General features: G+C 57.1%; 17 protein-coding genes and 1 pseudogene. 9 read left to right on the forward strand and 9 right to left on the reverse strand.

The genetic code is table 11. The annotated features are described in order from the left end of the window. The first annotated feature begins 447 nt into the window (after nucleotides 1–447). Nucleotides 448–912, forward strand: coding sequence for a hypothetical protein (locus ACSQ36_RS15405; protein ID WP_436182537.1), 465 nt, complete (start codon nucleotides 448–450; stop codon nucleotides 910–912). Nucleotides 913–1,431: 519 nt separating this feature from the next. Here ACSQ36_RS15405 and ACSQ36_RS15410 read toward each other — a convergent pair. Further along, nucleotides 1,432–1,692 (reverse strand): hypothetical protein, encoded by a 261-nt coding sequence (locus ACSQ36_RS15410; protein WP_436182538.1) that lies wholly within the window; start codon nucleotides 1,690–1,692, stop codon nucleotides 1,432–1,434. Next, on the reverse strand, nucleotides 1,692–1,832 hold the full coding sequence (locus ACSQ36_RS15415; protein WP_436182539.1) for a hypothetical protein: 141 nt from the start codon (nucleotides 1,830–1,832) through the stop codon (nucleotides 1,692–1,694). The genes ACSQ36_RS15410 and ACSQ36_RS15415 overlap by 1 nt, the downstream gene beginning before the upstream one ends. Nucleotides 1,833–2,573: 741 nt before the next feature. On the opposite strand from ACSQ36_RS15415, the gene ACSQ36_RS15420 reads away from it, so the two are divergent. Beyond that, nucleotides 2,574–2,858, forward strand: coding sequence for a hypothetical protein (locus ACSQ36_RS15420; protein ID WP_436182540.1), 285 nt, complete (start codon nucleotides 2,574–2,576; stop codon nucleotides 2,856–2,858). A 526-nt stretch (nucleotides 2,859–3,384) separates the two neighbouring features. Here ACSQ36_RS15420 and ACSQ36_RS15425 read toward each other — a convergent pair. Together ACSQ36_RS15425 and ACSQ36_RS15430 are read right to left on the reverse strand one after the other, a co-directional pair. Beyond that, the gene (locus ACSQ36_RS15425) at nucleotides 3,385–4,050 is read right to left on the reverse strand and encodes a transposase (protein WP_436182541.1); all 666 of its coding nucleotides are present in this window, start codon (nucleotides 4,048–4,050) and stop codon (nucleotides 3,385–3,387) included. A gap of 291 nt (nucleotides 4,051–4,341) precedes the next feature. Further along, nucleotides 4,342–4,596, reverse strand: a complete 255-nt coding sequence (locus ACSQ36_RS15430; RefSeq protein ID WP_436182542.1) for a hypothetical protein — start codon at nucleotides 4,594–4,596, stop codon at nucleotides 4,342–4,344. Nucleotides 4,597–5,385: 789 nt separating this feature from the next. Here ACSQ36_RS15430 and ACSQ36_RS15435 point away from each other — a divergent pair. Then, a pseudogene (locus ACSQ36_RS15435) lies at nucleotides 5,386–6,504 on the forward strand (helix-turn-helix domain-containing protein); the annotation flags it as partial. Nucleotides 6,505–6,998: 494 nt separating this feature from the next. Here ACSQ36_RS15435 and ACSQ36_RS15440 read toward each other — a convergent pair. The 5 genes from ACSQ36_RS15440 to ACSQ36_RS15460 all read right to left on the reverse strand — a co-directional run bounded on the left by ACSQ36_RS15440 (nucleotide 6,999) and on the right by ACSQ36_RS15460 (nucleotide 14,629). Then, entirely contained in the window at nucleotides 6,999–7,994 is a 996-nt protein-coding gene (locus ACSQ36_RS15440; protein ID WP_436182543.1) for a hypothetical protein, read from the reverse strand. Nucleotides 7,995–9,405: 1,411 nt separating this feature from the next. Beyond that, nucleotides 9,406–11,274: a polysaccharide biosynthesis protein gene (locus ACSQ36_RS15445; protein WP_436182544.1), complete on the reverse strand. Its 1,869-nt coding sequence runs from the start codon at nucleotides 11,272–11,274 to the stop codon at nucleotides 9,406–9,408. Continuing rightward, complete coding sequence (locus tag ACSQ36_RS15450) at nucleotides 11,264–12,289, reverse strand: MraY family glycosyltransferase (RefSeq protein WP_436182545.1); 1,026 nt, start codon at nucleotides 12,287–12,289, stop codon at nucleotides 11,264–11,266. The genes ACSQ36_RS15445 and ACSQ36_RS15450 overlap by 11 nt, the downstream gene beginning before the upstream one ends. A gap of 9 nt (nucleotides 12,290–12,298) precedes the next feature. Continuing rightward, nucleotides 12,299–13,258 carry a UDP-glucose 4-epimerase family protein gene (locus tag ACSQ36_RS15455; protein ID WP_436182546.1) on the reverse strand — a complete coding sequence of 320 codons (960 nt, stop codon included), beginning with the start codon at nucleotides 13,256–13,258 and terminating at the stop codon, nucleotides 12,299–12,301. Nucleotides 13,259–13,471: 213 nt separating this feature from the next. Continuing rightward, on the reverse strand, nucleotides 13,472–14,629 hold the full coding sequence (locus tag ACSQ36_RS15460) for a glycosyltransferase family 4 protein (RefSeq protein ID WP_436182547.1): 1,158 nt from the start codon (nucleotides 14,627–14,629) through the stop codon (nucleotides 13,472–13,474). Nucleotides 14,630–15,497: 868 nt separating this feature from the next. On the opposite strand from ACSQ36_RS15460, the gene ACSQ36_RS15465 reads away from it, so the two are divergent. The 6 genes from ACSQ36_RS15465 to ACSQ36_RS15490 all read left to right on the forward strand — a co-directional run bounded on the left by ACSQ36_RS15465 (nucleotide 15,498) and on the right by ACSQ36_RS15490 (nucleotide 22,187). Beyond that, nucleotides 15,498–16,913, forward strand: coding sequence for a mannose-1-phosphate guanylyltransferase/mannose-6-phosphate isomerase (locus ACSQ36_RS15465; RefSeq protein WP_436182548.1), 1,416 nt, complete (start codon nucleotides 15,498–15,500; stop codon nucleotides 16,911–16,913). Nucleotides 16,914–16,982: 69 nt separating this feature from the next. Further along, nucleotides 16,983–17,807 carry an ABC transporter permease gene (locus ACSQ36_RS15470; RefSeq protein WP_436182549.1) on the forward strand — a complete coding sequence of 275 codons (825 nt, stop codon included), beginning with the start codon at nucleotides 16,983–16,985 and terminating at the stop codon, nucleotides 17,805–17,807. After that, complete coding sequence (locus ACSQ36_RS15475; RefSeq protein WP_436182550.1) at nucleotides 17,797–19,260, forward strand: ABC transporter ATP-binding protein; 1,464 nt, start codon at nucleotides 17,797–17,799, stop codon at nucleotides 19,258–19,260. Before ACSQ36_RS15470 ends, ACSQ36_RS15475 begins: the two co-directional genes overlap by 11 nt. 5 nt (nucleotides 19,261–19,265) lie before the next feature. Further along, nucleotides 19,266–19,946 carry a sulfotransferase domain-containing protein gene (locus tag ACSQ36_RS15480; RefSeq protein ID WP_436182551.1) on the forward strand — a complete coding sequence of 227 codons (681 nt, stop codon included), beginning with the start codon at nucleotides 19,266–19,268 and terminating at the stop codon, nucleotides 19,944–19,946. Between the two features lie 4 nt (nucleotides 19,947–19,950). Beyond that, complete coding sequence (locus ACSQ36_RS15485; protein WP_436182552.1) at nucleotides 19,951–20,784, forward strand: class I SAM-dependent methyltransferase; 834 nt, start codon at nucleotides 19,951–19,953, stop codon at nucleotides 20,782–20,784. A 101-nt stretch (nucleotides 20,785–20,885) separates the two neighbouring features. Further along, nucleotides 20,886–22,187 carry a methyltransferase domain-containing protein gene (locus tag ACSQ36_RS15490; RefSeq protein ID WP_436183198.1) on the forward strand — a complete coding sequence of 434 codons (1,302 nt, stop codon included), beginning with the start codon at nucleotides 20,886–20,888 and terminating at the stop codon, nucleotides 22,185–22,187. Nucleotides 22,188–22,192 lie beyond the last annotated feature (5 nt).

The following is a 22,192-nucleotide window of genomic DNA, read 5'->3' on the forward strand; positions in this document are numbered from 1 at the left end:
GTTCCCGCAAGGAACCGCCTCGTTTTCTTTGAGGTTAAATCATGAAAACTTTAAACATGCTACACGGGGATCGCGCTGGCGCTCACGCGATCGCGGTCGTGTGTTACGGCTCTGGCCACGGCATCACCCAGCACGTCGGTGAGGACCCGCGATTATCTACACGCGTGAGCGCAACCATCGGGCCACCGGCACACTTCGGTGCTTCCCTGTCTGATGCTGTACTTCGTGTTCCTCTCAGCATCCGTTCGCTTCTCGGCAATGTGGAGCAGAAGCCACAGCGCCTTGGCGATGCGCTTGGCTATAGCACTCCGCACGGGCGCTCGGATGTCTTGGGGGGCGCGATCGGCATGTGCCAGCCACTCTGGCTGAATCACTCAGTAACTACGCGTCACCGCCGCGCTCTCTGCGCATTGTCGGTAACCACAACGAAACAGAGGGAGGTAATCGATGAAAATGGCCGATGCAAAAATTGAGTATCGTTGTGGCACGATCATCATGGACCGCGTGTCGCTAGATGTACAAACCGGTGAAGTTTTAGTTCCCCCCCGGTTAAGAGAAGTGATGAACGAGATGGAGAAAAGCGAAACATCATCAACTTTCAGTGTCGAGTGCCAAGGTCGCGTGTTCGTTGTAGCGGTCGATGCAAACGGCGGGTTCCGTGCTACGTCGCCTAGTGGGAATAACCCCATGCGTCGAAGCGCCTTGCGGTCCCTGGTTTTCCCATCAAAGGATCAGCGGCAGCAAAACGGTCGGTTCGTCCATATGCTGAGCGCTGCGTCGCTTACGGGAGCCGCGTTCAGCGCCCTTTGCACGGTGAACTGGACCGCACCGGCGATCGCCCAGACGGCCAGTCTGACGGTATCTGGACTGCTTCTAGCAGCAGTCGGTTTTTATTGCATCAAGGAAGACTGACCATGGGCGCCTCAATCTTTACGATATTGTTTGCTGTCATTCTTGCGGTTTTCTTCGGATGGACATCCCGCAATGGCCGAAGGTCGGAACGAGAACGAGATCAGAAGTAGCGCGTGAACCTCTAGAGCGCAGCAGCAGTTTTGATTGATAAAATCAAGCACGAAAGCCGTACCCTCAAGGGTGCGGCTTTTTCGTTATGCGCTAACTACCGGCGTCCTTGGGAGCATTTTTTTAAAGCGACCCGGCGTTCCACCTCAAGGAACGCACCTGCGTAATCCAACTCCCACGCGACGAAGACAGGCAACGTGCGGCACTCGCACATGAAAGCGCGCGCAGGCTGATGGCTTCACACCAGGTCGTTACCAACTCAGCATGCACCTAGGTTACGACTGACGGAACAGCCGGTTCCTCTTCTGGCCCAAACCAGATGGAACAATCCTTTACGCGATTCTCTTGTCGCACTAACTGAACCGCATCACCTGCATTGCCGGGGGTTTTTCACCCGTACGAATCGCGTTATTAGTGCCGCAGGAACACGTTCCAGAACTTCATGAAGATCCAGAAGCCCTTCAGGAAAATCACGTACAGCTTCCAGACGTTCCACGCCCACGACCAAGCCGCGAAGAAAAGCAACGTCATCCACTTGCCGGCATCCGAGTATCCGAAGCCGAGAAAACTCACGGCCATGAGCAGGTAGAACACCGCGCCGAGAATCCCGCGGCGAACCACAAAGGGCAGCGCCATAAAGCGATTGCAGAGTGCAACGGCGATCTCTTGCATTACTTGCTCGCACGGTGGGTTGCAAATGTGCGGCCGAGCAATACGGCAGCGTTCCAGGCCGAAACTGCGGCGCCAACCAGCAGCCAGAATCGCGCTGCGCGTCTCCAATCGAGTTGCATGAGCGAGTGCGAGAGTTCCATGTAAGGCTCCTTTAGAGAAGGCACCGAATCTCGATGCCGATAACTCATCTTGGCAGGTCCCGTGCGAAGTCAAGCATCCGGACGTGCAGCGCTAAAAACCTGCAAACGGGCCTGCAATCGCGTCGGCCTGAAAGCGACTCAGTGCGTCATCGCAGGCCGGGCCCACGTCGATTGCCGGCGAAATACGCGTGGACCCATGCTCAGTAGCGACCGTCGCTCCCGTTGGATTTTCAGATTCCTGTTCAAACGGCGATCGCGTAGCGGGTTGACCCGCTTCTGGACCGGGTACGGTACTGCCAAAGTAGCGCACGGGATCGTCAGCAAGCCGCTTGAACACGCCGACCCGCGCCGCGGATTGGCAATCTCTATCAGCCTGCGGTATAGATCAGGAAATATGTCTTCATCGATTGTTACTTTGATGTCGAGCTTGCCCGTCACGCGGTTGCTCCTGCCGGCTTACGCTCGCGCACCGGGGTGGGCCGTTCGCAGGTAGCGAGTGGGGATGGGTCAGGGCACGTTTCTTCCGCGCGGTGTGTTAATCAGGCGGAGCCGCCAGCGGATCGGATGGCGGGACCCGACGGGGGACGCGCAGCACGATCGACGCGGCACGGAGATGGGCTCCCGAGCGGCTCTCGTACAGCGCAACGGATACGAAATGCAAAATACGGCGGCCGCGCTGCGCCGGGGGTGTGGCTGATGCCCGGACGCTGGCTATGCATACGGGGAGAGTTGGAGCGTGCAATGGACATAACGAAAGAGGCGGCCGAGCGGCTTGTATTGCGCCGCGTGGTAACAGGTGGCGTCGTGGTCCGGTCGTATCACCTGGCCATCGGTCCCAGTGTGTTGGTAATTCGTCGACAACTCGGACTGCAATCGCCGTATCACTTCGGTCTGGCGACGGATATCGAAGGCGCACATCGATTCCGTAGCGGACAGGTGCCGTTTCGCAATTCGCAGCTCACATTTGGTCGTGCAACCAGGAGGAGGGAGACCCTGACAATCACGATATTCGCGAAACAGCCATGAGCTATGCCACGGGGACGTTTGGGATTGAGCCACCGACGCTCAAAATTGTGTTCGACTAAGCGCTGGCAAGCGTCCGCAGTGGAGGCTCCGTCGGCTTGAGCACAAGCTGGCGCCCCCGCGGAGCGTTCAACATGTTGAACTGTAAAACTGAGGCCTCAGATAGATGAAAATCTTTTGTTTTCAAATGTTTAGGTGTTGATTTCCTGAATATCTAAATCCGCACGATCCGCACGATTTTTCGAAATATTTGCGACGCTGGTCCACGACGCATCGAAATGCTTCTCCAGTCCGGCACTCGCCTACCGACTTGCGAGCCGGACAAACCGAGGATCGGTCATTGCGTGGTAGCTCACGGTCGCGCAGAGCAAGACAAAAGCTGCGAAGGGAAATGCCAGCTCCGCCCGATTGCTGGTGACACGACGCACGAATGAAAGAGAAGACATTGTGGGCTCCTGAGTTTAGGCCATGCCGGAATGATGGCTTATTGCCTGTACCGGCACGGATTTTCTGCACACGGTTTTGCAACTCAAGCGGCCTCTTTGAGGGTGGCCGCCTGACGGGCTTCGTGGGGTGACGTGAAGCGCCGCTTTTCGAGTCGCCAGTGGCGGTTGTAACGATCCTTGAACGCGACGACCGCGGCCCCAACTTCCTCCAGGTTTCTGAAGACGCGCCCATGAATGGCCCGATTTCTCACGGTCCGGTCGAAGCGCTCGTTGACGCCGTTCGTTTGTGGCTCAGCAACGAAGGCAAAGCTCGGCGTGACGCCCCAGAACCTGACCGGGTTGAGGAAGTAATCGGCCGTATATTGCGAACCGTGATCCATGCGCAGCGTCAGGCCGCGACCGACATCGGCACCTGTACCACCGAATTCGCTCAACAGCTCCTGTGCAATCGGCTGCAGGGTGGCGAAACGGCTGCCGGTCTTGACCGCATGGATGCCGACGCAGCAGGCGTCGCGATGATCAACTGCGGAGAACACCCAGACCCAGCCGTCGCCCACCGTCTCGATGCGCACGCCATCAGTGCCCCCAATTTCGTTCGGGCGGCTCGCCGTGATCGTGCCGTCGTGCTGTGCAGACTTGCCCTGGGGGCGCCGATGTGGCGAGGGCAAGGCGTTCTCCCGCATCAGACGCAGCACCCGGGCGCGGGAGACCCAGATATCGCGCAGGATACGCAACTGCGCCCATACCATGCGTGTCCCTCACCGATAAACGGCGAGGCCGCCAGATCGGCCCTGATCGCATTCAGAAGGTCGGTCGGGCATCTTTGGCTTCGGGCCGGGCCGCTGCGCCACCAGTGGCACCACGTTGCTCGACGCGCGCGCACGAGCGGCATAGATCGTCGAACGCGGGAATCCTCGCCCCGATAGACTCGCTCCAACCCGTAGGGCTTGCCGATACCAGCGGAGACCGTTCGCCTCATTTCGACGACCTCCGGTTGACCAAGGATGTCGGACCTGCCGTTCCTTGCGCAGCAGTTCGTTTTACATGACCAGTTCGCCAATGCGCCGGGTCGCCTCGCCAAGCTTCGCCTCCAGGGGATCATTCTCGCGCTCCTTGAGGCCAGCATCGATACCAGCCAAGGCATGCTCGCGCCATTCTTCGCTTCGAGCCGGTATATAGTTACCGAAACCTCGCGCGAAATGGCGTCCACCGGCTTGCAGGGCAACAAGGGCAAGACGACTTGCTTCTTCCAATTGGCCGACCACCATTTCACTTCGGCGGATCAGCATCTTCAACTCCGCTTCCAGAAACACGTTTACCCCCAAAATTCGTGTCCGGAAAAATCGGAGGCGGTTTAAGAATTTGTTCGGAGACCTATAAAATCACTGTCCCGGATTACCGTCTTCTTTGCGGCCCGCCGTCAGCTCAAAATCGCTACCTCCGTGCCCATTGCACAATTCGCCAGCAGGGGTTGCATCGTGGGAAACACAACGCTCGAGCGAAAGCCCTATGCAAATTGTGAGCTTTTCACTCCGCACGTCGCTCCACGCGATATAGACTCTCTACATCGCGCGCTTTTGGCGGGTCAAAGGTGGTTTTAACTCATGAAACTTGATAGTTCATGAATGTAATGGCGGAGCCAACAGAGCTGTCGCTTGGAGTGTGACTTTTATCGCCGTCCGCGATTACCGTCGGTAATCACTGAGGTTACAGAAAATAAAAGTATCTACAAACACCTCGCTGAACCGACCCATCTCGAAGTCAATCGTGCGCCGATAGGTGCCCTAATACTGGAGCTAGTAGGCGCATAAAATATGCCGTCGATTTTCCATCAAACGGTTCGACATTCTCGCTCGTGCCGTGGCGTCGGGTTGAGTCGCTTCGATCGCCCCCGAACGAAACTCCCGGGGGCGCTAAAGGCAGGAGAGCCGGCATTAATTTTATAGCGTACACAAGAGGCTCGTTATTCGAAGAATTTTGACTGATGTCGAGGGATATTGATTAATCGAGTACCGAGGTTGTTAGCCATCAGAGATGTAATTTGAAAATTTATTTATTTCGTATATCTAAATGATTGAAAAAATATGATCGAAATTCTTAACGTTCGTGCCACGCTTAGTCGCTACCATTTGCCACCGGATTTTTCCGGAGCGCTGGAGCGCCTGTTCCTTGATAACGTAAGTCGCGCACATAGCCGCACGCGCATCAGTGACAAGCCCCTCATGATTAAGACGCAGGAAACTCGAATGATTGCCATCTGTAAGGCCTTCGAAGAACTGCATGAGAATGGATACGTCCTGGTATCGCCGTACAACGTGAAAGCGAAACATCTGAAATTTTTGGTCGACCACTGGGTCAAATGTGGGCACAGCGGAGGAACGATCGAGAACAAGCTGACGTATTTTCGTGCATTCGCGAGTTGGATGGGAAAACCGAATCTCGTCGGACCGCTCGATGACTACGCGGACCGCAAGTCGAATGGCCTTGTACGCTCGTATGTAGCGACCGAGGACAAGTCATGGGAAGCGCACAACGTCGATGCGCTCGCGAAAATCGAGGAGATCGCTCGCGCTGATCCGTATGTTGCTATCCAACTGAAGCTGCAAGCCACCTTTGGTCTATGTGTCGCAGAAAGTTTTATGCTCAACCCGATTGAAGCGGTCCGCGATGGCCACATGCTTGACGTGACGCGGGGGACGAAAGGCGGTCGTATCCGCGAGGTGCCAATCGACTGGAAGAGAGATGTACTGGCCGAAGCAGCACTGTTGTCCAATGATCTCACCGGGTCGACCATGCCCGCTGATCGAACGAAAGCACAATGGCGCAATCGTTACTACTCCGTGCTTGCGAGACACGGAATCACTCATCGGGGACTGGGCATTACCAGCCAGGGGCTGCGGCACCAATACCTGCAACAGATGTATGAGCGCCTCACGGGCGTGCCGGCGCCGGTAAAAAAAATGGACAATCGCCCGGACCTCGAAACACATCGCAAAGCGATGAAACGGATCATGGAGACGGCCGGTCACAGTTGCACTCAGAAGGCGAGTGTTTACCTCTCCACGTTTTCAACTCGCTCGAAAACAACCGCCCCGATCACGACCGTCGAGCAAGCTAGAGGGGCCCTCATCACCGCTGGCGGCAATAAAACTCGAGCGGCGCAGACCCTGGGCATATCGCGGCAGGCTTTGTACCGACTGCTCACCCGCGAAGAAGAGCCCACGGGCCATAGCATCACACGCACGCGGCTACAAAACCTGCGCGCGCAGAGCGTATCGAGCATCTGTGGCGTGACCGGCAACGACGCAGGAGCTAACGGCGTTTCGGATGATCTATCGCAAACGTGAGGCAGGGGTTGGGTCGGCGAGCTTCGCCCCATCAGTAGCGAGTTTGCAAACTGGACGGCGACAATCATTTTGGTACTCGCCGCTTAAGACGTCATAGCGCGCGACGACGCATTGCCACAATCGGCAACTCGTCGAAAGAGGCTTCTGGAGTGCTTGCGTTCGCTCTCACAGGTCGGCAAGGCATGTCGCCGTTCGGAGCGGATGTGAAGAGTCGTCTTCAGATAAGCACTTACAGTAGTTGTAAGCTGAAAAAAGTTGACTATGAAAATGCTCGTCTCCGACGCGTCGCTTCGCTTCGCAGCGACAGAATTTAGGAGAGGCAGCACGTCGTGATTTTCTAAATGTGAGATCTAGGACTTTCTACGAACTTTCGGCAACACGTCATAAAATTTGGCGAGCTCATCTTCAGAAAACAGCTCCGATTCATCCCGCTTATCGCGCCTCATCCGGATCAAGCGCCTAATCATCGCTTCAATCTCTTTCCTATATCGCGACACAACGATCATATGACTGCACTCAATCTTCAGGTATTGGTTTTGGTACCCTTGCCTGACTCGAATTTTGATTTTTTCGGGTGATGCTGTGCCGCCAATCGCCAACTCGTCAAGAATAACTCGCACTGGCCGTATGGCGGACCACCCCTCGGTCAAGTATGCGTTTCGTTGTAATTTGCTAATGCCAATGTCGTTCTTTATTTCAACAAGTTCGGCGCCGACGGCGAGCGTGAGTTTTTCTCGTGGCAGCAGTTTCTTTACGTATTCCGGTAACGCATCGATTGATAAAGCGCGACTGACCGTTGTTCTCGGAAATCCGAGGCGCCTAGCACCCTCTGTAATTGTCGACCATTCACCACGCGCCTTCCCGTCCTTGAACTGTCGCGCGATATCGAGTGGCAGCCGTTTCCGGACGCCGTCAACATCACGGCGAGTCGTTTCTGGGAAGGTTGTGAGGGCCGCATAGGAAGACGTTTTTTTTGCGCGGACTTGCCGTTTTAGTGGGCGCGCTCGCAGCGCAGCCATCACTGCGGCAGCGCTTCGGTCATCAGAATGTACGGCGTGATTGTTTGCCCGGGTTAGCACCGTTGGTAAGCCGTCGCTCTTTATCGTTTCGAGAAGCTTCCGAGCGACGTAATCTGTTATGTCGTCGGCCGAAAACAAATCCAAAATTTCATTCGGGAGCGCCGCGACCTGCACGCCCCGTGAAAGTTCTGGCGCTGTGGCGTCTAATTTCTTTGCTGCCGCGGCCCGAGTCGTCCAAAGGCCGATCCGAATTCCGACCGGAAAGATCCTCCCAAGCTGCAGCGCTGAAAATTTCTGGACTTTTAGCGTGGTTTTTGAACGTTTCATTTTGACTATGCTTTAAATTTTGGTGTTTTCCAGAGGTCAAACGCGTGCGCACGGCGATCAGCGCGTGAAGTGTTAGCCCGCCTGCAACGGATGTCGATAGAAAAGTCAACTTCACAGCCTGTTTGGGGACGACACGCCGCCGTCAGGGCACGCGAACACGACGCACAGGACATCAAATCGCCGGCACCTAGTTCGACCGGAAGCGGCATAAAGGATGGTGTTCTCAACTTTGCGAGGGCACGGGAAATCATCCTGTTAAAGGTTGATTTATAAGCCATCTCTGTGGATAACCAATTGAATTTAAGACTAAATTTCATGTTTTTGGAGAACTGCCACCTGAGAACAGTGCGCACAAAACTTCGCCAAAAACAGTATGTCGTGACGCAAAACGTGATGACTGCAACGATTTAGCAGTTGATGGAATGGCAGGGATCTTCACAACGAAAAGTTAATAGCATGGCGAACACCAGCCAAAGTTCATCAAAACCGATCCCGAGCGTAACTGGATTATCGGCACGCTCGCGAGGAACCTTAGCCGTCGTTGTGGAAAAGTTCGCGTGGCACCGGAATCGCACGAACGGGCACCGCTCACGCATGTGCAGGCTGGAAAGATGCGCACTCACACCTGATCAATTTTAGCGGAAGCGAGTCTCGTCGGGCCGGTGACGAACCGGTGCGTCCAACATGTTGAAGGTACTTTCCCAGAAAGCCCCCGAAAAACGCATCCCTTTTCGGGCTAAAGCTTGCCAACGCCTGTGATACGCAAGCGTTACATTGACGTCCATCTCTTCGTCGTCCAACATCTGGCCGAACAAGCCCGGTGGCGCGCCCATAGCGCGTTAAAGGTCCGGCGCGGTGTCGTCCTTGAATGTAGCAACATGAAATTGTGCACGAGGGATCGGTGCACGTTGAGGCGATAGAGCATTGCCCGGAATTGTCTTCGGCTTTACGTCGGCCGCTACGGCAGCCCTCGCGACCGTATCAGGAATGGTCCAGGAAACACGAACTAGCATGCGTTACCGTTGCTTGTCTGACAGTGGCTGTGATGACGTTGCTCGATTTCCGATCACAGCCGTATTACGTGATCGATCGCAGCGCTCGACATCAATAAAATACGATAAACGAAAGAGTCGCGATCGCTCAAATCGTGCACGCGATAAGCCGCTGCGCGAACATGAGCTTCCGCTGTAGCGGTCACCGTCGATCCGAGCATGCGCGTTGACCGTGTTCACAGGGCAGCAAGTTACCGGCACCGGCGAGATTCTCACGAGCGGGCGGATCAACGATCAGACATTTGGATGTGTCGCACTTCGCCAACCAGGCTGAGGGAGTCGCGCAGCAGTGCAATTCAAAAATACGCTCACTACTCGCAAGTAAGTAATTAACGGAACTTTCGCACGTGCGAGTGTATTCAGCCTCGAACCGATTGAACGCTTTGCAAAACCGGCGGCATGGTCGTCTGATACTCCGGAACCCAGCGCCGTAGGTCACGCCTCACTTCATCATCTGGCAACACACGATGCTGCATCAGCCACGGCAGCAATTCATCGAGGAAGTGATTCGGCACCTCACGCGCCTGCGCGATCCGCAGCTTCGGATGCGGCGTGCGCGTGGTCGTTTCATCGTCGGCAAGCAACTCCTCGTAGAGCTTTTCGCCCGGCCGCAAGCCCGTGAACACGATCCGGATCTGCTCCTCCGAGAATCCGTACAAACGGATCAAGTCGCGCGCCAGATCCACGATCCGCACTGGTTCGCCCATATCCAGGATGAAGATCTCGCCGCCACGGCCCATACTCGACGCCTGCAACACCAGTTGCGCCGCTTCGGGGATCGTCATGAAGAACCGCGTGATCTCCGGATGCGTGACCGTCACCGGGCCGCCCTTCGCAATCTGCTGCTGGAACTTCGGAATCACGCTGCCCGCGCTGCCCAGCACATTGCCAAATCTCACCGTTTCGAACTGCGTGCGCGGAGCTGTCTGCTGCAATGCCTGGCAGGCCATCTCGGCCAGGCGCTTGCTTGCGCCCATCACGTTGGTCGGGTTGACGGCTTTATCGGTGGAGATCAGCACGAAATGGCCGACCTGATGACGAATCGCTGCTCGCGCCACGCGCAACGTGCCCAGCACGTTGTTGCGCACTGCCGCCCACGCGTTCTGCTCTTCCATCAACGGTACGTGCTTGTACGCGGCCGCGTGAAACACGATATGCGGGGCGAAGCGCGACATGGTCTGATCGAGCAGCAGCGAATCCTTCGCATCGCCGATCACCGGGATCACCGACAGATCCGGAAACCGCTCATGCAATTCTTCGACGAGCAGATACATCGCGTATTCGCTCAGGTCGTAGGCCACCAGTTGCGCCGGCGAGAAGCGCAGGATCTGCCTGCACAACTCCGAACCGATCGACCCGCCTGCCCCCGTGACCATCACCACGCGCCCATGCAACAATGCCTCCACATGTGGCATGTCAATCTTCACAGGCTCGCGGCCCAGCAAGTCTTCCAGGTCGATCTGGCGAACCCGTGAGAGGAATGCCTGGCCCTGTGTAAGCGCGGTGAGCGCGGGCAGCACCATCGCCTTGACGCCCGCGCGAACGCACATGGTTGCGACGCGCCGCTGTGCATCTACCGATGCCGACGGGATGGCGATGATTGCGGTATCGGCCTTGAGTTGTTCAGCCCAGAGCGGCAACTCGCTCATCGATCCGAGCACCTTGTGGCCGAGGATTTCGCGGCCGCGCTTGGCGGGGTCGTCGTCAAGGAGACCTACCAGACGCCATTCGCTAGAACGTGCGAGTTCGCGCACCAGGCTCGCGCCCGCCGTACCCGCGCCGAGCACGATTACTGGCTTGCCTTGGCTGATCAAACCGCCGTACCGATAAAACTCCTTGATCGCCCGATAAAGCGCGCGCGATCCGCCCGTCGCCATGAACAACAGCAACGGCGACATGATCAACACAGAACGGGGAATGATGGGCGAAGGTTGCAGCATGGCCGCACCGATCATCACGATCAGCGCGCCGCTGGCGACCGCCTTGGAAATTCGCATGAGGTCGGGCAGGCTGGCAAACACCCACATGCCGCGATACAGCCCGAAGATACGGAACATCAGCCCGTAGATCACTACGACCCACACCAGCGCGTTGATGCCGCCGTGCCAGAAATCGTCGGGGACAGAGCCATTGAAACGCAGCGCATATGCAGCGAGCCACGCCACGGCAACAGCCACGAGGTCGAAGCCGAATGCTGCAATCGAAAGCAACGAAGGCCTAATTCGCATCGATATCGTTACCTTGAGTGAGGATGAATTGCCGCCAACAGCGGTCGATCTGCCAGCCAACCAAGGCTAGGACAACGTACCACGCTCCGAACAAGGTCCATTGGACCGTTGGCGGCACGCGAAGTGCTAAGAGCGCTACGCAGCCGCTGCCCAACATGAGCAAGTAATACGCCACAGCCACGTGAACGTGGCTTTCAGTCAGTCTCACTAAACGCTGATAATAATGCTCGCGATGCGCGACCCATACCTTTTCGCCCCGCGCAAGACGGCGCGCCAGGGTCATGGTGGCATCGGCGACGAAAGGCGCAAACACCCCGGCGGGGAACCAGATCGGCCAGACGCCGTGCTGCCAACCCCAGAAGCCCAGCGCCCCCGCCAGGAAACCAAGCGGGATAGAACCTGCATCGCCTAGGAATATCTTGGCCGGATGATGGTTAAAAATCAAGAAGCCAAATCCTGCGCCGGCTACCGCGGCAGCCGCCACGGTAAGCGTTGGCTGCAAAACTGCCGCCGCAACGGCGTAAAAACCGAAACCGAACACGGTCATGCCGCCTGCAAGGCCGTCAGAACCGTCCATGAAATTGTAAAGATTGACCACCCAAACCAAAGCGAAAGCGGCAAGGACTGCCATCCACCAAGCGATCCCGACAACGCTCAACGCGATGCCCGCTGCAACCACGACTACATGAGCCCCGAATCGGACGCGCGCAGGCAGGCCACGCCGGTCATCGATCTGAGAAATCACGCCAAGCAACAAAGCGCCGAGAGCAATCAGGCGAAAATTTGGTGCGTAGAGAAAAATAGCCAGCGCCAGCGCCGGCAAAACACCCCATCCACCTACCCGTGGCGTGGGACGAGTGTGCAGAGAGCGGTCATTCGGGATATCAGTGGCCAAACGCCACGCCAGCCCGGTCTTAAGTAACGCCCACAAAATGGCCGCGCTCACGCACACGCCTATCAGTACGCAAATGAAAGCGTCGCTCGCCGTACCGGCGTGTGACAAATCTGGCTGCATACGGTTGTCTCAATGTGTCGAGCGATACCAGTCCGCCGTCAACGACAGACCTTCCTCAGTCGAATAAGGCGGGTGCCAGTTCAGCGCTTCGCAAACCAGGCTCGTATCGAGTTGCAGGCTGCTGATCAGCCGCTCCACTTGTTCTGTCTTGCCGGTCAGAGCGCCCGCGAATCGAAGCCACGATGCCGGAACGGGCAAGAGCCGCGCGGGCGCGTTGAGCTTGGCCGCTAGCATGCGAGCCAGTTCGGTTACCGTGAGGTCGTGGGTGTCCGTGACGTTGAAAGTGCCGCCGGCAGCGCGCGGGTCTGTTGCGCACTGAATCAGAACGTGGGCGAGATTCCCGACGAAGATCATGCTTCGCCGCGCGGGGATTGCGCCGAGAGGCAGCGGAACACCTGCGGCGAGCCCGCGCATCAACCGAAAGAAATTGGCTCGCACCCCGGGTCCGTAGACCAGGGGCGGCCGCACGATCACGATCTCCAGACCGCTTTCACGACCATACGCAAGCAGCGCCTGCTCGGCTTCCAATTTGGACACGCCGTAGGGGTCGTTCGGAGCGGGTTGGTCGGACTCGCGCAGCGGTCGGCCATGATCGCTATCGCCCATCGCCTTGACACTGCTGACAAAAACGAAACGCTGGGCGCCAGCCGCACGGGATGCTTCGGCAAGCCGCAAAGTCCCTATGACGTTGGTCTCCCGGTACGCAGCCAGCGGATCAGTAGCAGTGTCCTGCATCATATGCACGCGGGCGGCGAGATGAATGACGGAGCCGCATCTGTAGCCGGCAGGCCAGCTATCCTCGATGCCGGCAAAACCGTCCCCGTCAAGCACCCATTCACGTCCGCCCGGCATATCTGATTGCGCACGCCGCACCAGACCGATGACGTCATCGCCCCGTTCGATCAATGCCTTTACTACTGCACGCCCAACGAATCCGTTGGCGCCCGATACCAGGACGGCAGCGCTCATGGACGCCCTTCACGGCCGCCGCTGATGCTACGGGACGCAGGCGAGAGACGATAGGACCTGGCGGCGTTGGTACTGATACATAGCATCGATAGACCTCAGTTCTGCAGTATCCCGAAAGGCCGCTTTCGCGAATGGCCGGAAACAATCCTCCTTGCTGCACGGATTTCTGCAAGAGTCTATCAAGCCGCATCGGCTAAAAGGTAACGAGTGCTCTCATTTCGTTACCTGTCGTTTCGGCGATGCTACGGCATCTTTGTAGAGCCGCAGCAAATCTCCGGCACTGCGCTGCCAGTCGAACTGCGCAGCCTGCTTCACGGATGCAATGCTCAACGCGTCCCGCTCGTTGCGATTGGCTGCAAGTCGGAGCATGGCTTGGGTCCAGCCGTTTGTGTCCTCGGGGTCAAGCAGGATTGCAGCATCGCCCGCTACCTCGGGCACCGAGCTCGAGGTGGTAGTGATGGTCGGCGCGCCGAACTGCATCCCTTCGAGGACCGGCAATCCGAAGCCCTCGAATAGTGACGGATAAAGATTTGCGTAGCAGTTCCTGTATAGCCAGATCAGCTCTTCGTCCGTCACATAGCCGGTCATCACGACCTGCGCCTCAATGCCAAGCTCGGCCAGATGCTTTTGGAAATCCTCCATGAGCCAGCCCTTGCCACCGGCCAGCACGAGAGGCATGGGCACGCCACCGGCCTCGAGATAGTTAGCGTAGCTTTGCGCCAGACGCCGCTGATTCTTCCTGGGCTCGACCGTACCCACGTTCAACCAGAAGCCCTTCGCCGGGATATCGTCGAGCGCCTTCGGACGCTTTCCCACCGCCGATGAATCTGCGAAGCGCGAACACGGATAGATCACGCGGATTCGATCTTCCGGGAAATGCGGAAAGACCTTCAAGTAGTGCGCACGGGATGCTTCGGAGATCGCCACTACCCAATCGGCCGTAACCGATGAACGAAAGACGCCCTCGAAGCATCCGAGCCGGTTGGCCTCGGTGGTCCACGTCGGGTCGATGAGGAAACCCATATCGTAGAATGTGTATATCAGCCGGCTGGAGGTCATGTGCAGCGGCGACCAGAAGTTATTCGAATGGACGACATCGGGCGAGCCGATTGACCGCTCCGCATCCGTGCTGGTCCAGAATGCGCGTGCGGTCTCTCGCGTGAGATGGCGGGGACCATACTCAACGCTCTTGCCTGAATACGGATTCATGACCGGCATCAGGGCATCGAAGTAGAAATCGCCGAAACTCGGATACAGCGAAAAATTATGCTCAGGCGCGATGTTGATCATGGCGTGGGCCAGCGCATGCGCAAAATAACCGCACCCGGCCTTCCCGGAACCGGTCTGCGAAATATCAAATCCAATGTGCATTCTCAAGTCCTATTGCACGGCTGATCCCAGGCACGGGCGGCCCGACGATCCTCTCGCGAAAGCTTTAAAAGCTTCATTCGTGCGCTTTCGTTTTTATATGTAAAACCACGCAAAACAACACTCGGTCCGTACCAGCGCCGCTGACGGACCACGGAAACGCGATGCGAAAGCCAACAAGCGATGCAAAGCCGAAGCACGAACGCATCGGCTACTGACCAGTACGGCGACGGATTTTACCGCAGGTAACAATTTTAGAAAGATTTGCGCAATGGTGCGAGCGGGCGTTGCGCGGATTGCCACAGGAGCAAGTTTTCGGCCAAAGAGATCCCCCAGTGAAGCAAACCAAATTTTTTCGTTACAAACTGAGACGTTTCTGATTGAAATGCAACGTCAACGGGACGCCCAGAATTGCCCGCCCCTAGTTGCCTTTGTTATACTTCCCGCTTGGTCAGCGAAGGGTGTTGACGCGAAAAACCGATGCGGCAAGCTCCCGGCGAGTTTCGCCCGGCCTGTTTATCGCGACACGCGCCGGACGTTTGGCCGCGCGAGGCTGGCAAGTTATCGATCCGTTAACCGGTACGTCACACTGCCCCGCTGGATCTAAAAATGCTTCGCACCCTTCGTCAACGCCCACTGGCCGCACCGCTGAATGACTATTCAGCACACAATTCCATGTTTTAGTAAAAGACGCAGGCTGCGGTGGTCGCAAAAGGAACTTCCCATCATAATCCGCTCCACAGTTATATCGCGCGTACGCGGTCTTAAGTGATGACCCGCGGCGCTCAACAGTGAAAGTGCGTCTGACTTTGTCCTTCGACCAATAAGCATATTTACGGCGAAAAGCCAAGAGACCTACTAAGGGACGCCTATGCAGTTAATTACGACCATTCTTTGCGGCGGTGCTGGCTCTAGATTGTGGCCCGTTTCGCGTGAACTCCACCCGAAACCGTTTATCCGCCTGGCGGACGGACAGAGTCTCTTGCAAAAGGCTTTCTTGCGAGGCGCGCAGCTTTCAGGACTGACGGAAATTTTGACCGTCACCAACCGCGAACTCCTGTTCGCCACGCAGGATGAATTCCGTGAGGTCAATTCGACCGGAATTCCGGTGTCGTTCGTACTGGAGCCTTGCGGACGCAATACTGCTGCTGCCATCGCGATTGCCTCACTGCAAGTCGCCGAGAAGCACGGTCCGGACGCGCTTATGCTGGTGCTCGCGGCGGATCATGTAATCGCGGACCAGCCCGCGTTTGAAGAAGCTGTGCGGAAGGCGAGCCAACTGGCCGCATCCGGCAAGCTGGTGACCTTCGGCATTCATCCTGACAGTCCTGAGACGGGTTATGGCTACATTGAGGCGGAAGGCTACACGGTGATTCGTTTTGTCGAAAAACCGTCGATCGAGGTAGCTCGGGAATATGTGGAGTCTGGACGCTTCCTCTGGAATTCGGGCATGTTCTGCTTTGCAGCGGGCGCGATGCTCGCGCAGATGAAACTGCACTGCCCTAACATTTTGGACGCCACCGCCGCTTGCGCCGGGCAATCGCGTTCCGCTGAAGGCAAGGGATTTACCCAGTTGGAGCTGGACGCGGAGACGTTCAAGCTGGTGCCGGACTTGTCGATCGACTACGCCGTCATGGAGAAGTCTGATCAAATTGCCGTCGTTCCATGCAATGTCGGCTGGAGTGACATCGGGTCCTGGACCGCGCTGGGCAATCTGGACGAACCGGATGCAAACGGCAATCGGATCCAGGGCGACGTGCTCCTGCATAACACTCATAACTGCATCATCCACAGTAATGACCGGCTGATGGGCGCGGTCGGCGTGGACGATCTAATTCTCATCGATACCCCAGACGCCGTTCTGGTCGCTCACAAGTCGAGTGCCCAGGACGTCAAGCAGATCTACTCACAGTTGAAGACCAATGGTCATGAGGCTTACCGACTGCATCGCACGGTGCACAGGCCATGGGGCACTTATACCGTTCTCGAGGAAGGCAACGGCTTCAAGATCAAACGCATCGAAGTGAAGCCGGGGGCGAGCCTGAGCCTGCAAATGCACCATCACCGCAGCGAGCACTGGATCGTCGTGCGCGGCATGGCAAAGGTGGTGAATGGCGACGCGGAACTGCTCGTCAATACCAATGAGTCCACCTACATCCCTGCAGGCCACAGACATCGGCTTGAAAATCCGGGCATCCTGAGCCTCGTCATGATCGAGGTCCAAAGCGGGCCGTACCTGGGTGAAGACGATATCGTCCGGTTCCAGGACATCTACGGGCGCGCGTAACGCCTTCTCGGCCGCCGGGCTTGGTCCGGCGGCCTTGTGCGTATCCTTTTTAGACAGGCTTTCTAGTCAATGAGCAACTATTTCCCCGCAACGCCGAGCGCCGTGATCCGGGGCGTGGTCCAGCACCGGGAATTGCTGCGCGACCTCGTCAAGCGGGATTTCGTCGGCCGCTACAAGGGCTCGATGCTAGGTGTCATCTGGTCGCTATTCAATCCCCTGCTGATGCTGGCCATCTACACCTTTGTGTTCAGCGTGGCGTTCAAGGCACGATGGGGCGGCCATAGCGACGAAAGCAAGGTTGCGTTCGCGGTCGTGCTGTTCTCGGGGATCATCGTTCATTCGTTTTTTGCCGAGTGCCTCAATCGCTCGCCAAGCCTGATCACGAGTCATGCCAACTATGTTAAGAAGGTGGTGTTTCCGCTCGAGATACTGTCGTGGATGGCGCTGTTCTCGGCGTTCCTGCACTTTCTCGTCAGCTTCGCCGCACTCCTTGTTTTTTGCATGCTGACCGGTGCATCGATCCATGTTGAGGCCTTGCTGATTCCGCTCGCGCTTGTGCCGCTGATCCTGATGATCATGGGACTGTCGTGGATATTGGCCTCGCTCGGCGTCTACCTGCGTGATCTGTCGCAGGTGATCGGCATGCTGGTCACGATCTCGCTCTTTCTCGCGCCCATTTTTTATCCAATCGAATCGTTGCCTGAGGGATACAAGACATTCCTTGCATGGAACCCGATTACTCTCCCGGTCATCCAGTTGCGCAACCTGTTGTTGTGGGGCAAGCCATTCGAGTGGGAATCATGGGGCATCAGTCTCGTAATCGGTCTGGGTATTTTTCAAGCCGGGTACTGGTGGTTCCAGAAATCACGTCGAGGTTTCGCTGATGTCGTCTGAAGAAATTGTTATCGACGTACAGCACGTCAGCAAACGCTACGAGATCTACAAGACCCCGCGTGACCGGCTGAAACAGCTCGTCGTACCACGCTTGCATCGCACGCTCAATCAAGCCGGAACGGCGCTTCGCGTCGTCAAGCCTCAACCGTCGCCGCATTTTTTCCGCGAGTTCTGGGCGCTGCAAGACATCTCCTTTCAGGTTCGTCGTGGCGAAACGCTCGGGATCATCGGTCGTAACGGCAGCGGCAAGAGCACCTTGCTGCAAATCCTGGCCGGTACGCTCACCCCCACCGCAGGCGATGTTCACGTCAATGGCCGTGTCGCGGCTTTGCTTGAACTGGGAAGCGGTTTCAATCCCGAGTTCAGCGGGCGCGACAATGTTTACTTGAACGGCCGCATTCTTGGGCTGACGCAACGCGAGATCGAAGAACGCTACGATCAAATAGTGGAGTTCGCGGACATTGGCGAGTTCATTGACCAGCCGGTCATGACGTATTCAAGCGGCATGTTTGTCCGGCTCGCGTTCGCGGTGCAGGCGCATATTGACGCGTCTATCATCATCATCGACGAAGCGCTTGCCGTGGGCGACGTGTTCTTCCGCAAGAAGTGCTATACGCGGCTAGAGCAGTTGCGAGATGCAGGCTCGGCGATCTTGCTGGTATCGCACGCGATGCCGGATATCGAGCAGTATTGCGAACGGGCCGTGCTGCTCGATCACGGGACAATGAAATTTATCGGCCCGTCGTCGGAAGCGGCCAAGCATTATTACCTGATGCATCAGGCACCTGCAATCTCCGCGCCGCGCCCTGCCACCGCGCCGGCTCTGCCCGGAACCACCGGCCAGGCCGGAAGCGCGGTGCGAGGCGAGCGGCCATCGGCGGCAGCGTTTATCGACCTGTCCGACAGATCGCAGATTGGCGACGGCAGCGCGCGCTGCGTCGGCGTGGCGCTCTGCAACGAAGCCGGCGACCCGTGCAACTCGTTCCGTCAAGGCGACGTCGCGGTCTTCTACTATGAGTTCGAAGTCACCCGCGGCATAGGCGTGCCGATTTGCGGACTCGTCATTCAAAACGAGCGCGGTACGATAGTGCATGGGAAGAATAGCTGGCAGTTCGATAACGATGTTGCCGTCACCACCGAGGCCGGATCCACAATATTGTGCAAACACGAAATCAAGCTGGATATTGGCCCGGGCGAGTATGTCTTCGAAATTGGCTTGGCCTCTATATCGGAAGACGTGTGGGCCGCGCGCAAAACCATGTCGCATGACGATATGTCGGCCTTGCACATCCGCAATTGCCATATCGCTGACGCCGGCTCATTTTCGGTAGGCTTGGCAATGATCGATGGCGTCGCTAGATTGACCCATCACGGCATTGCGAACCTGGCCGGCGACATGTCGGTTACGGTCGAGCAGAGCCAGCACTTATCAGCACAATCAGTGGGTCATTGACCATCATGAATAGAGAACTTAATTCGCCGGTGTCAGTTTTCCATATCACGCAATGGAAAGCAGGTTCCCAGTGGCTGCATCGAATCCTCCGTGATATTGAATTGGATCGGATCGTGCGACCGCAGTTGTCGGAAAAGCAGTTTCTCGATTCGCCGCTGATTACCGATGCGATTTATCCGACTGTCTATGTGACCCGGGAACAGTTTGAGTCGGTGACGCTTCCTGAGAATTATCGGAAACTCGTCATTATCCGGGACCTTCGGGACACACTTATTTCCGCCTACTCCACCATTCGATACAGCCACGCTGTTATAAACCCGAGTTTGGCGGAATGGCGACAGCGCCTCGAGGCGAGCAGTATCGAAGAGCGATTGCTAATCCAAGCGGTCTTCCGCTATGAAGACCTGCTTGAAAACGATTTGAAGACTCTCGAAGACACCTTGCTTCGGCATTGCGAGATTCCACTGAGCTGCGACAGGTTGCGCGAGATCATTCTGCATAACCGGTTCGAAAACGTTGCCGGTGGGCGCGAGCCCGGAGAGGAAGACCAGAAGGCACACGAACGTAAAGGGATCGCGGGCGACTGGCGAAATTACTTCACCTCTTTGGTCGCGGAAAAATTCGACGCTCGTCACGGCGCCCTTCTCGCCGAGGCGGGTTACCAGCCGACTGATTTAGGAGCCTAACGCGATGGAAAACCGTATCCTGCTTGCGGACGAAGTACTGCGCGGCTATGACGCCGTTTGTCCTCTTTATCCCCATGTTCCGCCGCTCAGCCATTGGCGGGCGTGGGAGTACGCGGCCTATCAGCACTGCAGGATCGATGGGCGCGTGCTCGATCTCGGCTGCGGTGACGGCCGATATTTCCGGCTGATCTGGCCGGAAATCATGGACGCGGTGGGCGTGGACATGGAACCGGTGGTCGCGGAGTTGGGCCGCAATAGCGGGGTGTATCGGGCGGTGCATGTGGCTCCTGCTCATCAGGTGCCGGAACCCGACGCAAGCTTCGACCACGTATTTGCGAACTGCTCGCTCGAGCACATGGACCATCTCGACACGGTCCTGGCGGAGATTCACCGGTGCCTCAAACCCCACGGCACGCTGGTGGGTAGTGTCGTGACCAACAGGTTTGTCGAGTGGTCCCTTTTGTCGAATCTGGTTGCGATGGCCGGACACGGAGAGACCGCTCAGGCACTGCAGAAAGACTTCCTCGAGTACCACCATCTCGCGAATCCACTGACCATCGACGGATGGGCGAGCAGCTTCGAGCGTGCCGGACTGGTGCTGGAGGCGCACATCCCTATCCTGCCGAAGATCAATAGCGGAATCTTCCTCTTGATGGACAGCCTCTGGCACGTCAAGCGGAAGTCGGGCGGCGAACTGGGCGACGTAATCTATCCGTTCCTTTCAGCCAACGCGAATTTCCCTGCGGCATTCCGGAAGGTATTCGAGGGCCTACTGGATATGGAGACCGACTGGCAGGACACGTGTGGTGCGGTTTTTGTCGTCCGCAAACCCGGGTGATGACTATGCGTATGTGCTGGTGCGGAAACGCTGACTATCGACCGTTTGGCCTGGAATATGGCGAATGCACGTTCTGCGGAACGCTAGTGTATCTGCCGGCAATGCCGCCTGAAAAATTGTTGGTTCGTGACGACGAGTCTGACTTCTACGGCAAGAACTATTGGCTCGAGCGCCAGAAAGACGCATTCGGTACGGCCGATATCTTTTCCAGAGCACGCACTGACCTGACCGAGAGAAATCTTCACTGGCTAAAAGCGCTGCTCAAGTATCGCCTGCCGTCTGATGGAAAAGCGTTGGAGCTGGGCTGCTCGCACGGCAGTTTCGTCGCTTTGATGCAGATGGCTGGGTTCGACGCATCGGGCGTCGAAATGAGCCCGTGGGTGGTCCACTTCGCGCAAAAAGCGTTCGGCGTACCCGTTTCACTGGGACCGATCGAGAACCTCGACATGGTGCCCGGCAGCCTCGATGTGATTGTCGCAATGGACGTTCTTGAGCATTTGCCCGATCCCGTCGCTACCATGGCCCGTTGCCTCGAGCTTTTGAAGCCGGACGGATTGCTGTTAGTGCAAACGCCGCAGTTCACTAGCGGTGCGAGCTACGAAGAGTTCGTTGCGAGCCAGAATCGCTTCCTCGAGATGTTGATTCCAGAGGAGCACATTTATCTCTTCACTCAGGAGTCAGCGGCAAGAATGTTCCGTGGATTGGGTGCCGGGTTCATCCATTTCGAACCCGCCATATTCGCGCACTACGACATGTTCTTCGTCGTGAGCAGGACACATTTGACACCCTGTTCGGCTGATAAGATGAGAGCCACGCTGGAGTCGCGTCCAAGCGGGCGAATGGCGTCGGCCTTGCTCGATCTGCGTGAACGCGAACTTGCCTCGGTGTCCGATCGCATCGCGCGAGGCTGCCAGATCGATGAGCTCACCACGCTTCTGAAGGAAGCAGAGGCCGACCGGGCTGCGCGAGGTCTGCAACTCGAAACGCTTTCGACATTGCTCAATGTCGCTGAGGCGGACCGCGCCGCGCGAGGTGAGCAGATCGAGACGCTAACAAAGTTATTGAATGAAGCTGAAGCCGACAGAGCGTCGCGAGGTGAGCAGGTCGAGACGCTGACAAAGTTATTGAATGAAGCTGAAGCCGACAGAGCCGCGCGCGGCGAACAAATCATGCGGCTGACCAAAATGTTGGCGGCGTCCGATGCGCAAGGATCGGCGAGGGCCGAACAACTTGCCGCGTTGGAGGAGACTCTGAAGCAATTGGTCGCCGACCGCGCGGCGAAGGAAGAACTGCTGGGTGAAGTGCGAAACTTGTTTCACCAACGGGCGTTCCACGCGGTTGCCAAGATGGCCGGCGGAGAACAGTTCCGCGCATTGGAGAAACGGCTTGAAAACAAAACTTAGTACGG

It is taken from the genome of Caballeronia sp. LjRoot34 (genome assembly GCF_964253815.1).
Taxonomy (GTDB): domain Bacteria; phylum Pseudomonadota; class Gammaproteobacteria; order Burkholderiales; family Burkholderiaceae; genus Caballeronia.